Annotated in this window: 17 protein-coding genes; 12 read left to right on the plus strand and 5 right to left on the minus strand. The window is 36.2% G+C overall.

The features are described 5' to 3' along the window. Positions 1-6: 6 nt before the first annotated feature. The 4 genes from SB49_RS03075 to SB49_RS03090 are packed head-to-tail and all read left to right on the plus strand — an operon-like array spanning position 7 to position 2,607. Complete coding sequence (locus SB49_RS03075; RefSeq protein ID WP_062053738.1) at positions 7-864, plus strand: universal stress protein; 858 nt, start codon at positions 7-9, stop codon at positions 862-864. A gap of 5 nt (positions 865-869) precedes the next feature. After that, a complete protein-coding gene (locus tag SB49_RS03080; protein WP_062053739.1) occupies positions 870-1,718 on the plus strand; it encodes a universal stress protein in 849 nt (282 codons plus the stop codon). 37 nt (positions 1,719-1,755) lie between these two features. Then, on the plus strand, positions 1,756-2,088 hold the full coding sequence (locus SB49_RS03085; protein ID WP_062053741.1) for a universal stress protein: 333 nt from the start codon (positions 1,756-1,758) through the stop codon (positions 2,086-2,088). A 6-nt stretch (positions 2,089-2,094) separates the two neighbouring features. Then, complete coding sequence (locus tag SB49_RS03090; protein WP_062053743.1) at positions 2,095-2,607, plus strand: universal stress protein; 513 nt, start codon at positions 2,095-2,097, stop codon at positions 2,605-2,607. Between the two features lie 20 nt (positions 2,608-2,627). Here SB49_RS03090 and SB49_RS03095 read toward each other — a convergent pair whose 3' ends face one another. Next, positions 2,628-2,897 (minus strand): hypothetical protein, encoded by a 270-nt coding sequence (locus SB49_RS03095; protein WP_062053745.1) that lies wholly within the window; start codon positions 2,895-2,897, stop codon positions 2,628-2,630. A gap of 153 nt (positions 2,898-3,050) precedes the next feature. Between SB49_RS03095 and SB49_RS03100 the strand changes: the two genes are divergently transcribed. The 7 genes from SB49_RS03100 to SB49_RS03130 all read left to right on the plus strand — a co-directional run bounded on the left by SB49_RS03100 (position 3,051) and on the right by SB49_RS03130 (position 9,551). Continuing rightward, on the plus strand, positions 3,051-4,013 hold the full coding sequence (locus tag SB49_RS03100) for an ROK family protein (protein WP_200960642.1): 963 nt from the start codon (positions 3,051-3,053) through the stop codon (positions 4,011-4,013). Positions 4,014-4,120: 107 nt separating this feature from the next. Further along, positions 4,121-4,960 carry a universal stress protein gene (locus SB49_RS03105; RefSeq protein WP_062058801.1) on the plus strand — a complete coding sequence of 280 codons (840 nt, stop codon included), beginning with the start codon at positions 4,121-4,123 and terminating at the stop codon, positions 4,958-4,960. A gap of 110 nt (positions 4,961-5,070) precedes the next feature. After that, positions 5,071-5,919, plus strand: coding sequence for a universal stress protein (locus SB49_RS03110; protein WP_062053749.1), 849 nt, complete (start codon positions 5,071-5,073; stop codon positions 5,917-5,919). Between the two features lie 4 nt (positions 5,920-5,923). Beyond that, entirely contained in the window at positions 5,924-6,772 is an 849-nt protein-coding gene (locus tag SB49_RS03115; protein WP_062053751.1) for a universal stress protein, read from the plus strand. A gap of 173 nt (positions 6,773-6,945) precedes the next feature. Further along, a complete protein-coding gene (locus SB49_RS03120; protein ID WP_062053753.1) occupies positions 6,946-7,389 on the plus strand; it encodes a hypothetical protein in 444 nt (147 codons plus the stop codon). 421 nt (positions 7,390-7,810) lie between these two features. Further along, positions 7,811-7,975 (plus strand): four-helix bundle copper-binding protein, encoded by a 165-nt coding sequence (locus SB49_RS16170; RefSeq protein WP_235537856.1) that lies wholly within the window; start codon positions 7,811-7,813, stop codon positions 7,973-7,975. 46 nt (positions 7,976-8,021) lie between these two features. Continuing rightward, on the plus strand, positions 8,022-9,551 hold the full coding sequence (locus SB49_RS03130; protein WP_062053758.1) for a GH3 family domain-containing protein: 1,530 nt from the start codon (positions 8,022-8,024) through the stop codon (positions 9,549-9,551). A gap of 10 nt (positions 9,552-9,561) precedes the next feature. On the opposite strand, the gene SB49_RS03135 is transcribed toward SB49_RS03130, so the two are convergent. Next, positions 9,562-10,125, minus strand: coding sequence for a hypothetical protein (locus SB49_RS03135; RefSeq protein ID WP_235537827.1), 564 nt, complete (start codon positions 10,123-10,125; stop codon positions 9,562-9,564). Between the two features lie 317 nt (positions 10,126-10,442). On the opposite strand from SB49_RS03135, the gene SB49_RS03140 reads away from it, so the two are divergent. Continuing rightward, positions 10,443-10,847 (plus strand): arsenate reductase family protein, encoded by a 405-nt coding sequence (locus SB49_RS03140; protein ID WP_062053762.1) that lies wholly within the window; start codon positions 10,443-10,445, stop codon positions 10,845-10,847. A 54-nt stretch (positions 10,848-10,901) separates the two neighbouring features. Here the strand turns inward: SB49_RS03140 and SB49_RS03145 are convergent, their stop codons facing one another. The 3 genes from SB49_RS03145 to SB49_RS03150 all read right to left on the minus strand — a co-directional run bounded on the left by SB49_RS03145 (position 10,902) and on the right by SB49_RS03150 (position 13,004). Further along, entirely contained in the window at positions 10,902-11,924 is a 1,023-nt protein-coding gene (locus SB49_RS03145) for a helix-turn-helix domain-containing protein (RefSeq protein ID WP_062053764.1), read from the minus strand. 132 nt (positions 11,925-12,056) lie between these two features. Then, positions 12,057-12,203, minus strand: a complete 147-nt coding sequence (locus SB49_RS16005; RefSeq protein ID WP_156036438.1) for a hypothetical protein — start codon at positions 12,201-12,203, stop codon at positions 12,057-12,059. Between the two features lie 354 nt (positions 12,204-12,557). Continuing rightward, positions 12,558-13,004 (minus strand): response regulator, encoded by a 447-nt coding sequence (locus SB49_RS03150; RefSeq protein ID WP_062053766.1) that lies wholly within the window; start codon positions 13,002-13,004, stop codon positions 12,558-12,560. Between the last annotated feature and the right edge of the window lie 6 nt (positions 13,005-13,010).

A 13,010-nucleotide genomic window follows, 5' to 3' on the forward strand; every position in this document is an offset into this window, starting at 1 on the left:
AAACTTATGAAACGTATCCTATTGCCTACAGACTTCTCAAAGAATGCATGGAATGCCATTTCCTATGCCTTATCCTTTTTTAAAAATGAGCAATGCAAATTTTACATATTACATACATACACCCCTTCTTTTTACAGGGTAGATTATATGTTGGGAGGGCCATCATTCAGTGCCATACCTGATGCAGGTGTGGAGGCCTCAATAAAAGGTCTGGAAAAAACACTTAAGGACATAAAAAAACAACACCTCAATCCCAAACACAGCTTTGAGACCTTATCGGCCTTTAATATTTTAACGGATGAGATCAGTGAGGCAGTGGCAAGCAAGGACATAGATTTGATTATAATGGGCACCCAGGGTGCCACAGGGGCCAAGGATTTATTTATTGGAACAAATACCATACACGTATTGCGGAAGGTAAAAATACCCGTATTGGCCGTGCCAGCTGCTTGTACATATAAGGAGATTCAAAAATTTGTTTTTGCCACAGATTATTGGACCGAGTATAAGAAAGAGGAATTGGACCCACTAACGCGGCTCGTTAAATTGCACAAGGCCAAACTTATAGTTTTACATGTATTGGAGGAAATGGGAATCTGGGAAAAACAAGAAGAGAACAAAAAAAATCTAATAAAATATTTAGGGGACACCCCACATACTTTTGATCAAATTAAAAGCACGCATGTGGCGGATGCCATCCAGGAATATGTAAAAAGCAATCAATTGGATCTTTTGGCCATGCAAAATAGAAAGCACTTTTTTTGGGAGCGTCTATTAACACGTCAAAATGTGGAGGCCATTGGGTTTCATATTAAGGTGCCGTTTCTGGTACTTAGAGATACCGGCAAGTCAATTAAACAATAGTTGAGATGAAAAATATTTTAATCCCCACCGACTTTTCAGATAACGCATGGAATGCTATTTTCTTTGTCCTGAAGCTTTATAGGGATGTTGAATGTTCCTTTTATATTCTTCATGTTTATGAAGTAAGTGCCTCCCAAATAAAGGGCGCCAGAGATTCCCGGAAGGCAGGTAAATTATATGAAACCTTGGCACTGGAATCGGAAAACGGACTTTCTGGCGTCATGGAATATCTAAAAAAAAACCATAAAAACCCTAATCATATTTTTTACTCCATATCTAAGTCCGACCATCTTGTGGGAGCCATTGAGGAACTTCTTTTTGAAAGGCCTTTTAAACTGATAGTCATGGGGACCAAAGGTGCAACGGGAGCCAAGGAAATATTTATGGGAAGTAATACGGTACGCGTTATAAAATCGATAAGAAACTGTGCCATTTTAGCCGTACCAGAAGAATTTAACTTCCAGCAATTGGACCAAGTGGTTTTCCCAACGGATTTTACTAAATTCTATTATAGATTCGAGTTATTGCCCTTAGTGGAATTGGGAACTATATGGAATACAACCATAAATGTTTTTCATGTAGCACAACAAGTGGTACTTACCAAAGAACAAAAATCTAATCAGATAATTTTAAAGGAGCGACTAAAAGAACTCAAAGTAGAATTCCATGAAAGAAACATACAAACTACCGTTTCGGATACTATCGTGCAGTTTTCTTTGGAAATAAAAGCGGACATGATAGTATTGATTCATTACCAACATAATTTTTTGGAAAAAATGACGCAGGAACCGGTGGTAAAAAAAGTAGGGTTTCATTCCAAAGTACCCTTATTGGTCTTGCCAGAGCTGTCATAATTTGATGGAAAGGAAATTGATAATAAAGAAATAAACCATGAAAAAGATATTGTTGCCCACTGACTTTTCAATAAATGCACTGAATGCCATAAATTATGCTATCTATTTATTTGAAAATGAGGAATGTGATTTTTTTATTCTTCATACTGTCCAAATAGGACCATCTGGATATAGCAGCTCGTTCAATAAAGGGCGGGATACCAGATTGCAGAAAATAACTATGGAAGAAGCGGAGCGTAACGCAACATCTTTAAAGGCTTCCTTGGAGGCTAAAAAGAAGAATCCCAAACATACTATTGAAACAATAATCAATACAGATAGCTTATTGAATGCAATAGGTAAAAATGTTATCAATAAGGACATCGACTAAATTTTTATGGGAACCAAAGGTGCTTCAGGGGTAAAATCTATATTTATGGGGAGCAATACGGTTAGTGTTATTAAAAACATAGATTTCTGTCCATTAATTGCTGTACCAGAGGAGTATACCTTCAGTGTCCCCACGGAAATATTATTTTCGACAGATTTTAGGCATGAGTATAGTGAAATTGAATTGGAGCCATTAATTACCCTTGCCAAATTATGGAACTCTAAAATTTTGGTAGTCCATTTTGGACTTACAGATGCTTTGGATGAGCCACAACAAAAGGCCAAGGAAATATTGAAGAATCGACTTGTAGATTTATCACACAGTATGGCCCAAGGCTATGCCGACATTTCTGTTGCGGATGCCATAAATGAATATATAGCAAAACACAGGGCAATCGGGATGGTTGCCATGATGAATAGGAAGCATGGTTTTTTTGAAAAGTTAACTCGTGAGCCTATTATTAAAAGAGTAGCTTTTAGGTCGGAGATACCGCTGTTTATTTATCCAAAATTAGAATGACCAATAAACAGATGACCGAATTATGCCACCTCATAATTATCAGTTACATGATGGTGAACATAGGGGTTTTGAGCGGTAGGATATTTACAGAACTTAATAGGGTATCCTATTCTCCATAATTCCTGTTTTACCTGTTGAAAAGTCAAAGGGTTTGCGTAAAGGAAGAATATGATTTGATTTTCCAAATCTATATCCAAGATCCTCACATTTAGGATCCTACTAAGATTCCGGGTAATAATTCTTTTATCCTCATCACTTTTAAGATGATCCAATTGGGCAATCGCTTTCATAAGTACTTGATTTAGGGTTAATCTCAAATTTATTTCATTATAATCTGGTATAAAATGATTTATGTCATGTCAAGTAATTTTATGATCATTTAAGTTTAGTTCTATTATGAAATAATTCATCTGTTGGTAAGTTTAGAGATAAAAATGGGAGCATTGTCGAAAAAAATAGAGGTTGTACTTGCAATGGATATTGGAGGTACCTATACCAAAATTGGATTAGTGGAGAAGGATGGCACCATCAGGGGCAAACGTGTCTTTAGTACTGGATCCAAACACTCCTTTCAAGGGTTTGTACTTAACTTGGAAGAAGAGGTAGCCTTGCTCTGCGCAACAATGAAAGATAAGATCAAAATAGTTGCAATAGGTATTGGTGCGCCCAATGCCAACTGTTTTACAGGTCAGATGGAACATCCACCAAATTTTAAATGGGGAGATGTCATTCCAATTTCAGAAACTATTTCCTCATTGTTCAAATTACCAGTTGTCATTGCCAACGACGCCAATGCAGCTGCGGTAGGGGAACATGTTTATGGTATGGCCAAAAATATGAAGCATTTTGTTGTATTGACGCTTGGTACAGGACTTGGGAGTGGAATAGTGGTAGATGGCAAACTGGTAACCGGCGCCAATGGGATGGCTGGAGAGCTTGGCCATGTAAGTGTTGATCCTAAAGGTAGGAGCTGTAATTGCGGATTAAAAGGGTGTTTGGAAACCTACGCTTCTGTTACAGGAATTAAAAGAACGGTATTTGAGTTATTGTCAGAACTAAATGAGGAATCCAGTTTAAGAAGAATTAGTTATGAATCATTGACCGGAGAGATCATTTCCGAGCAGGCACTTAAGGGAGATGTAATTGCTTTAAAGGCCTTTGAAATTACAGGGGAACTTCTTGGAAGCAAATTGGCAGATACAGTTGCGCATTTAGATCCGGAAGCATTTATCTTAACGGGTGGACTGAGTAAAGCTGGGGATATATTATTGGGACCAGTGGTGAGAAATTTGGAAAAAAATCTATTTGCAGCCTATAAAGGGAAGGTCAAGGTATACCTATCCCCAACAGAGAGTTCCGATGCCATTCTTGGTCCTGCTGCCCTTGTGTGGCAGGAAAGGAGATAGTGGCTACTACACCAAAAGGACTGTAACATTCTTCTGAAGATGATAATAATCATTTCTTACGGGCATTTTTGCGTCTACTTTTAAGACGACCAATAACATAAATGACCATGAAGAAGATTTTGATTCCCACGGATTTTTCTGAGAATGCCTGGAATGCATTAACATTTGGACTTGCCTTATTCGCGAAAGAGAAATGTCATTTTCTTTTGCTCCATATAAATCCAATTGTGTATACCGGTGCTGAAAACGCCATTATTATGCCCCACCACCTTTTAAAAGAAACGGTTATAGAGAAAAGTAGGGAAAAACTAAAATCTTGGACACAAAAAATTGAAAAGGCATCAGCAAATAAAAACCATATTTTCGAAAGCTTGGCGGTTTATGATTTTTTTGTGGATGCCATTAAATTACAGTTAGAGAAATCAGAGGTCGACTTGATTGTTATGGGTACAAAAGGAGCTACGGGTTTAAAGAAAGTCACCATTGGCAGTAATACTGGGCATGTGATCACAAAAATTAAATGTCCATTATTGGCGGTACCAGAAAATGCCAAATTTAATGGCTTAAAAGAGATTATGTTTCCCACGGATTATCATACAGGGATTGATATTAATGTACTGGAAGATCTAAAAGCGATAATGGCCCTTCACAATTCAAGTTTAAAAATCGTTCATATGGTATCCAGAGAAGATGAAAAGCTTACCAAGGAACAAGATAGGAACAAAGATTTTTTGAAGGATTATTTTTCAAATTCAGACCAAAGTTTCCAAAAGATTATTGACACTAGATTGGAAGAGGCCATTCAATCACTTACCGAAAGTCAACCAATCGACATGATAGTGATGGTGGCTAAAAACCAAAATTTCATCCAACGCTTATTGTTCAGGCCTTTAGTGGAACAAATTAGTTATCACATCAGCACCCCTTTTCTCGTTCTTCACGAATAACGAAAGCCTTTCCCGATTTTAGGTGATGGCCACCTTTTAATAGAACTGATAAATATCATGGTTTTAAGAGTATTACACTGGTATTTTTAAGACATCAAAATAAATCTGACATGAAAAAAGTACTGATCCCAACCGATTTTTCAGCTAATGCATATAACGCAATAAGTTATGCATTGAAACTATACAAAAATGAGGAAACCACCTTTTATTTGATGAACACCTATACGCCAGCGGTGTACCAATCTGAATATTTGCTTTTTAGTCCAGGTCAGATAGGTTTGGGAGATATCTATCAAGAGAATTCAGAAAAAAAATTAAATGAAGTTAAGCAGTGTATTCTAGAAGAATTTAACAATCCCAAGCATACATTTATTATTCATTCCGCCTTCAACACTTTGGTATACGAGGTTGTGGAAACCGTGGAGAATGAAAATATCGATGTTGTGGTAATGGGGACCCAAGGGGCTACTGGAGCCAAAGAAATTTTGTTGGGAACAAATACCGTACATGTTATTAAACAAGCTAAATGTCCAGTATTGGTAGTGCCGCCAAAGTATTCTTTTGATGCTCCAAAAGAAATACTTTTTCCAACAGATTATGAGATCGACTATAAGAAAACACCATTGGAACAACTTACCAACATAGCTAAGACCCATGGCTCTAAAATAGACATTTTACATGTATCCTCTGGAAACGAATTAACGAACGACCAATTGGAAAACAAATCTAAATTAGGTGAGCTACTAGGGGATATTCCACATCGTTTCCATGACGTAACCGATCAAGAAATCATTACAGCCATTAATAATTTTCAAACAGATCAAAAGATAAATTTACTGACCATGGTTCGAAATAAACATACTTTTTTGGAACGCTTGTTTATTGAACCCATTATAAAAAAAATAAGTTTTCATGTAACCATCCCATTTTTGGTGCTTCCACACAATTCAAAAGTATAGGCCCATGAAAAATATTTTAGTTCCAACAGACTTTTCCAATAATGCTTATAATGCACTGTTCTATATCACACAACTTTTAAAAGATACCCACTGTACTTTTCACATTCTTAATTGTTATGATGGAAGAACAAAGGTCCTAACCAAAAAAGGTGGGGAGCCCAATGAAAAGGAATTACCCTATGCACTTCGGGTAGATTCCAAAGAAGGCCTCGTAAAGACCAAGCATAGGATTGTATTGGATACGGGGTATGAAAAACATTCTTTTGAATCTATTTCAAAAAAAGGTGATCTTATAAAGACAGTGGAAAAACTGATAAAGGACCTTCAAATTGATTTGGTGGTCATGGGAAACAAAGGGATTACAGGTGCCAAGGATATTTTTTTGGGAAGCAATACCACAAAGGTTATTCATGCTGGTTTAGCATGTCCGGTATTAACCGTTCCCAAGGAAATTGATTTCAAAATCCCAAAGAATCTTGCTTTGGTAACGGATTATAAAAATTGCATAAGTGCTGAACAAATGGCCACAATTATTGAAATTGCTGGAATTTCAGAAGCTACAATTCGCGTTATGCATATCAATGAAAAAGAAAGACTGGACAAATTTGAAACTTCCAATATGAACACGTTGACCAAATATTTGGAAGAAATTGATCACAGCTTTCACTGGATGCCAAAATTCTCTTCAAAAACAGAGGCCATACAGTTGTTTTTGGAGGAACTTGAAATAGATATGTTGATTATGTTCCATTCTGAGCATAGCCTTATGGAGAAAATTTTTGGGGAACCGGTTATTAAAAAAATAACATTTGATATAGAACTCCCGTTCTTAGTGATCAACTTGCCCAAGTGATAATCCATTTAAAAAAAAATAGGTTAGGCCGTACCATATTGCGTTGGATTACTCCCTGAAAATCTACTTCAACTGACTTAAATCATTTGAGGATTTCGTCTGATTCCATAATTTACTTTTTGCTTTCCGGATGGTGAATCCTTTAAAGCTTTATAATTATTTAAATACTAATTATGAACACAAAAGAACGTAAAATAAACTATGTAGAATGGTTGAGTCCAGAAGAAATGCATGACATGAGCATTCAATGGTTTTCGGAATTAATGTTTATTAAGGACGAGCAATTGTTCCTAAATAATTTGATTAAATCCTATACCATTCAATTAACTGATAAAGGAGTTTTTGAGAAGAGTAGGGAGTTGGTAGCTGAATTGTTAAAGGCCGAAAAAGAAGTGGTGAGCCTATTGAAAAAAGTGCAATTGCATAGTAACCAGTTAGAGATTATGGTAGATGATGTGGATCAGTTAAAAATGGAAAAAGCTTATAAAGCAACGCATAATGATTTATTGTTGGAGGTGAATGCATATGGCAATAGCTATAGAAACATAAAGGAACGAATGTTCAAATTGGTCTCCAAGGTTATGAAATTGGATAAACAAAAAAGATTGCTGAATTAGTCTGATATGGTAAATCGGAATCTTGAACCGATTTGCAAAGCAATGGGCACCCAAATGGGTTGCCCATTTTTTTTGATCAGGGAAAGAGGTACAACTTATAAACAATGATCATATGTGTTAGTATTTATTTCGATTGAGATCAACTAAAATTATGAATATGAACATCTTGGAGCAGATATAGTTCTATCCAAGAAAAAGGAGATATCGGGTTTGTAGAAATATTTGGATAGGAGAGAATGCACAGAAACTCTTAAATTCCACTACAATGAATGCAACCTATGAAGAATGTATCAAAGCGTGCCAGCAATGTCTAATTGATTGTCAAAATTGTCTTACGGTCATGGCAGGTAAAGAAAGTATGAATGACTGTCCTTATTGTTGTATGCTTTGTATAGATGCCTGTTTATCTTGCTTAAAGTTCATGGTTGCTGATAGTAGTTTTGCAAAACAGTACTGCCAATTATGTGCAGAAGTGTGCGAATGGTGTGCATCCCAATGTGATGAACATAAAAACAAGCACTGTAAACTATGTGCAGAAAGTTGCAGAAGATGTGCGGAAGAATGTAAAAAAATTGCAGCTGCCTAATGTGGATGTAATAGTGATGCTTAGTTAAAACTGGAGAAAAGATTATATGGCGATTATTGGAAATATTATCAAAGGATTTATTGAGGTAAAGGATGCGCTGACATTCGAAACAAACCCTATTGAAGAACAACAACAGGTATTACGTCAGCTCCTGGAAAAGGCGAAAGATACCGAATTTGGCAAGTTTTATGGATTTAAAGAGCTTCTTGAATCTGAGGATTTAGAACATTCTTTTGCCGAGCGAGTACCCTACTTTGATTATGATAGTATTCAAAATAATTGGTGGCATAAAATACATCAACAGAAAAAAAATATTACCTGGCCCGGAAACCCTACCTATTTTGCCCTAAGTTCCGGGACCACAGGAAAAGAGAGCAAACGCATTCCCGTAACAGATGACATGGTACATGCCATAAGACAGGCGGGCATAAAACAAGTATTTGCGCTAAGCAATTTTGATCTTCCCCCTGATTTTTTTGAAAAGGAAATAATGATGTTGGGAAGTTCTACAGATCTAACAGAGAGAAATCAGCGCTTAGAGGGAGAAATCAGTGGTATAAGTGCCAGCAATATTCCTTCTTGGTTTCGTGGATATTACAAACCAGGGCAGGAAATTTCCAAAATGGAGGATTGGGATGAACGTGTACAAAAAATCGCGGAAAACGCCCATAAATGGGATATAGGAGCAATCAGCGGCATACCTTCATGGATAGAACTGATGTTACAGAAGGTCATAGCGTATCATGATATAAAACATATTCACGAAATATGGCCCAATCTTCAAGTATATACTTCAGGGGGTGTAGCCTTTGGTCCCTACGAGAAAAGTTTTAACGCCCTGATGGGAAAACAGATTACCATTATAGATACGTATTTGGCTTCGGAAGGGTTTATCGCCTTTCAAGCACGGCCGGAAACCACTTCCATGAAATTGATTACGGATAACGGTATTTATTTTGAGTTTGTTCCCTTTCATCCCGATTATATCAATCCAGATGGTTCCCTTTCCCCAAATGCACCTGTTTTAACGCTTTCAGAGGTAGAAGATGGCAAAGAGTATGTATTGCTCATAAGTACCGTTTCAGGGACGTGGAGGTATGTGATTGGGGACACCATAGAATTTACGGATATTGACAAAGCAGAAATAAAGATTACGGGAAGGACCAAATTCTTTTTAAATACGGTGGGGTCCCAACTATCTGTAAATAAAATGGACGATGCCATTAAAATTTTGGAAGATGAGTTCGGGATCAAGATTCCTGAATATACCCTTTGTGCCAAAAGAATTGAGGGAGAATTTTACCATTGTTGGTATTTGGGCACAGAGGACGAGGCTAAAGGCCAAGACCTTGCAGCCCGTTTGGATTCTTATTTAAAGGAAGCCAACAAAAATTATAAGGTGGCCAGATCCAAGGCCTTGGAAGGTGTAGAGATAACCGTGGTACAGCCAAATGTATTTTATGAGTGGAATGCCCGGAACAAGAAAAAGGGTGGGCAAGTAAAAATGGAAAGGGTCATGGGGGAGGAGAAGTTTAAGGAATGGGAAGCTTTTGCCCAAAAAATAAGTACTGCATAAAGACCTGTTTTTATAGATCCCTTTGTTCCACCATTAGCATAATCTCCTCTGGGGACAAATAATATCTTTTTATTCTATTTCTGTAGTTTTCTGTTATTTCTGAGTTATTAAGAATAAAATTCTTGGTCTCCAAAATATATTCTTCCATCCCATGGGCTACGGCAAAACAATCGGCTGCACGCTCTGCCTCAATAATATAATTGGGTGAAAGAAGGTATTGGATCCCAAATCCCAACAAATTTAAATTACTCCTATTTTTATAATCAATAATATGTCCCAGTTCATGCCCGAACCAGCCAATCAAAATATTGGAAGGCATGTCCTTGGTCCTGTACTGGCTATCGGCAATTTTAAAATATTCACTGATAAGAATAACATACTCCCTGTTCTTTTTGGAACGAAAAAAACTCCAAAAGGTGGGCCTTGCCTGCATGGTAGATTTCTTTATATTCTTTTTGAACTGAAATGTGATCTTGGTATTGCTCAATTTTGGATAATGGGAGAGGGCAATGGTCGCCTCTTTCTCGATCGACTTGGGAATGTTATGTTGTGCGTTCAAATTATAGATGATCATAAAAGTAATAATTAGTAAATAGCGCATTATTAAAATTGAAAAAGGTGCTCAAAACAGTCAACAAACAATTTAAGCAACCTTATTAATGGATTAATTATCAAATTTTAAGTTAATGATTTTCAGCCTGATATCTATGGCTGTACATGGTTTAGGGTAAAGAAAATATCATTAGAGGCATTTTTTGGGTAGAAGAAAGAAAATATGCTTATAAATTCTTTATGTTGTGAGGATATGCGGGATTTTGTCGGTGTTGATTGTGTCAATCTGACTATTTATTGAGCACTATTTATGAACTAATATTCACTAAATTACAATCTATGAAAAATAAAATTAATACAAAGATGGGAGCAATCGCCAAAGATGATCAACAGCTGACAATTTACTTCAATTCGGAAAGTACAATAGGCAAACAGACACATGCCTATATAACCGCTTCTTCAAAAGAAATTAGAGCCATTGATATTACCAAGGAAAATCTTACAGGCATGCAATGGGCGGAACTGGCCGATAATTTGGAGGTGGAGCTTTCGGATCTTATAGATACTAAACACCCAAAGTTTAAGGATACCTACGGTGAGCAAGATGTAAAATTGGAGGAGAACGATTGGATAAAAATTTTGCAAGGGGAACCGGCCTTAATTACCTGGCCCATTGTAATCATTGGAAACCAATTTTTACTTGTAAAAAATCCTTCAGATGTTGTGAAACATATTAATCATTGATTCAAGCAAAAAAAAACCAACCGGATAGGTTGGTTTTTTTCGATTGAAGATGAATTAACCTGTTATGGCCAACGTATTTTGGTGGTCTTGATATTGTTTAGGACTACAATTGTATTTTTCTTTGAAAATCTTTGAAAAATAACTTCTACTCGTAAGTCCCACTGTATATACCACCTCAGAAATATTTAAATCTGTAGTTTTGATCAGGCGTTCTGCCGCTTCTACACGTACATTTCTGATAAAATCAGTCACAGTCCTTTCGTGCATTAATTTAAACCCTTCTTGTAGTTTAGCTGGAGAAAGACCTGACTTATTACTTAGATACTTTAAAGTATATTGTATTTCTGGATAATTCTTTATGAACTCAGAAATTTCTCGTACATCTTCCATTTCTCTCTTGGTAAGTGTTCCACGGTTGCTTTCAAGATTTTCCAAATCATCAGAATGTTGCTGAATTTCCATGGCGAGTATCATGTGCACAATTCCTTCAATCAACAGGCTCCTCACAATTCCTTTTTGTGTGATTGCTGAAAGCTGTTGAATTTTATCGGCTATCCTTAGATTATATGAACCTGTGTAAAGAAAATTGCCGTTTTCTTTTTTCGGGAAAAATGTTTCCGTTAACGTAGCGTTTAGTTTGTGGTAAGAAAGGGATTTATCATCCGTACTTACAACTATGGTAGAAATTTTATAATGTATATCCTTATTAAAATGAAATACATTATTCATTTTAGAATTGGTAGTTACAATACCTGTTTGAAATTTCTCCAACGTGGTTTTTTTTCCTTCAACACCAAAACTATGTACTAAATGTCCTTTGGAACAGTAAGCGAAATAAATTGGGCTTGAATTTAGAGTACTGTTCACCAAAAGGATGTCATTTTTAAAGACAATATCAAATTCAATGTAAGATATGTTTCCTTTAAAGGTGATACCACGAATTAAACCTTCCGCCTTCTCACTGTTCACCGTTAAGATTTCCTCATCAGAGTTGTGGGTGATATCTCCTCCAAAATGATTTTGAAGGTTTAGGAACATATTACCGAGATTTGTTGTTTTTAAATTTATGACTTTCATGATAAAGTTTTTAAAGTTGACGTTATACCCGACTTATCGGTTCAATTTCCCTACCTATGTTAAGGTATGCAGGATGTACCATTGTATAGATTTTTGCCTCTTTGGTTAAATTAGGTACCAGGCAAGACTACCTTATTTGTCCAAATTAGAGTCACTAATGGAATGTTGATTTGTCATTCCCATAATAAAATTATCTGGCATCCCTTTAGAACCGACCTCCTTTTTACGTACCTGGCCTACTCTGGCAAACTGTTGAAGATTATCTAGATACTTTTCCATAATTAGGTAATTTTTTGTGTTAGAGACTATAATTTATTTGATAATGTCAAAATTGCGAAAAAAGAAGGCCTTGTCTCTTACACAATTTTTTATTTGTGTTACATAATTCTATTGGTTGATCAGGCAATACGGGAGCTACTATTTGGAAAGTGAGTATCGAAAAAAATACTTATGTGTAGTATAATCAACTGCAAATAAGTCAACTAACAAATAATGGGTGAGGTTGCGAAAGAGGGGGAAGTTAGGATAGCAATTAAATTGTGTAAAATTAATTTCAGATAATTTAATGCCTACAGGCATTCCGTGGACATGAAAAGGAATAAAAAAATGAATTCAGATTATGGTAAGATTGTTTTACAATCTCAATAAAAAGTTTTCCTTATTAAGGTTGGAAGTATTGTATTGCCAATTTATTTGAAGGACCCTTTCAATGGCATCTTTCAATTTTGTAAAACTATTGGGTTTGTTGATATATATATTGGCTCCCAAGACGAAGGTTTCCTCAATGTCTTTCTCAGTAGATGAAGTTGAGTAGATGGCGATGGACATGGAATCAAGAGCACTGTTTTCCCTAATTTCCTTTAAACATTGTATCCCATTTTTCACGGGCATGTTCAAATCAAGAAAGACTACCTGGGGCAGAATAATATTTGGCAGGTTCAAATAATCCATTAGTTCCTGTCCATTGGTGAACAATGACAGTTTAGTTTGGATTTTTATTTCATCGATGGCTTCTTTAAATAAGAATCTGTCATCTTCATCATCATCCGCTAAAGCAACGTTAAGGGTTTGAAGGTTCATGGATGG

Origin of the sequence: Sediminicola sp. YIK13, assembly GCF_001430825.1 — a bacterium.
In the GTDB taxonomy this organism is placed as follows: domain Bacteria; phylum Bacteroidota; class Bacteroidia; order Flavobacteriales; family Flavobacteriaceae; genus Sediminicola.

Excerpts from the sequence above, each read along its gene's own strand:
- SB49_RS16005 (WP_156036438.1), bottom strand. The coding sequence starts at position 12,203 with ATGGAAAAGTATCTAGATAATCTTCAACAGTTTGCCAGAGTAGGCCAG.
- SB49_RS03115 (WP_062053751.1), top strand. The coding sequence starts at position 5,924 with ATGAAAAATATTTTAGTTCCAACAGACTTTTCCAATAATGCTTATAAT.
- SB49_RS03120 (WP_062053753.1), top strand. The coding sequence starts at position 6,946 with ATGAACACAAAAGAACGTAAAATAAACTATGTAGAATGGTTGAGTCCA.
- SB49_RS16170 (WP_235537856.1), top strand. The coding sequence starts at position 7,811 with ATGGTTGCTGATAGTAGTTTTGCAAAACAGTACTGCCAATTATGTGCA.
- SB49_RS03080 (WP_062053739.1), top strand. The coding sequence starts at position 870 with ATGAAAAATATTTTAATCCCCACCGACTTTTCAGATAACGCATGGAAT.
- SB49_RS03150 (WP_062053766.1), bottom strand. The coding sequence starts at position 13,004 with ATGAACCTTCAAACCCTTAACGTTGCTTTAGCGGATGATGATGAAGAT.
- SB49_RS03135 (WP_235537827.1), bottom strand. The coding sequence starts at position 10,125 with ATGATCATCTATAATTTGAACGCACAACATAACATTCCCAAGTCGATC.
- SB49_RS03105 (WP_062058801.1), top strand. The coding sequence starts at position 4,121 with ATGAAGAAGATTTTGATTCCCACGGATTTTTCTGAGAATGCCTGGAAT.
- SB49_RS03130 (WP_062053758.1), top strand. The coding sequence starts at position 8,022 with ATGGCGATTATTGGAAATATTATCAAAGGATTTATTGAGGTAAAGGAT.
- SB49_RS03075 (WP_062053738.1), top strand. The coding sequence starts at position 7 with ATGAAACGTATCCTATTGCCTACAGACTTCTCAAAGAATGCATGGAAT.
- SB49_RS03095 (WP_062053745.1), bottom strand. The coding sequence starts at position 2,897 with ATGAAAGCGATTGCCCAATTGGATCATCTTAAAAGTGATGAGGATAAA.
- SB49_RS03145 (WP_062053764.1), bottom strand. The coding sequence starts at position 11,924 with ATGAAAGTCATAAATTTAAAAACAACAAATCTCGGTAATATGTTCCTA.
- SB49_RS03085 (WP_062053741.1), top strand. The coding sequence starts at position 1,756 with ATGAAAAAGATATTGTTGCCCACTGACTTTTCAATAAATGCACTGAAT.
- SB49_RS03090 (WP_062053743.1), top strand. The coding sequence starts at position 2,095 with ATGGGAACCAAAGGTGCTTCAGGGGTAAAATCTATATTTATGGGGAGC.
- SB49_RS03140 (WP_062053762.1), top strand. The coding sequence starts at position 10,443 with ATGAAAAATAAAATTAATACAAAGATGGGAGCAATCGCCAAAGATGAT.
- SB49_RS03110 (WP_062053749.1), top strand. The coding sequence starts at position 5,071 with ATGAAAAAAGTACTGATCCCAACCGATTTTTCAGCTAATGCATATAAC.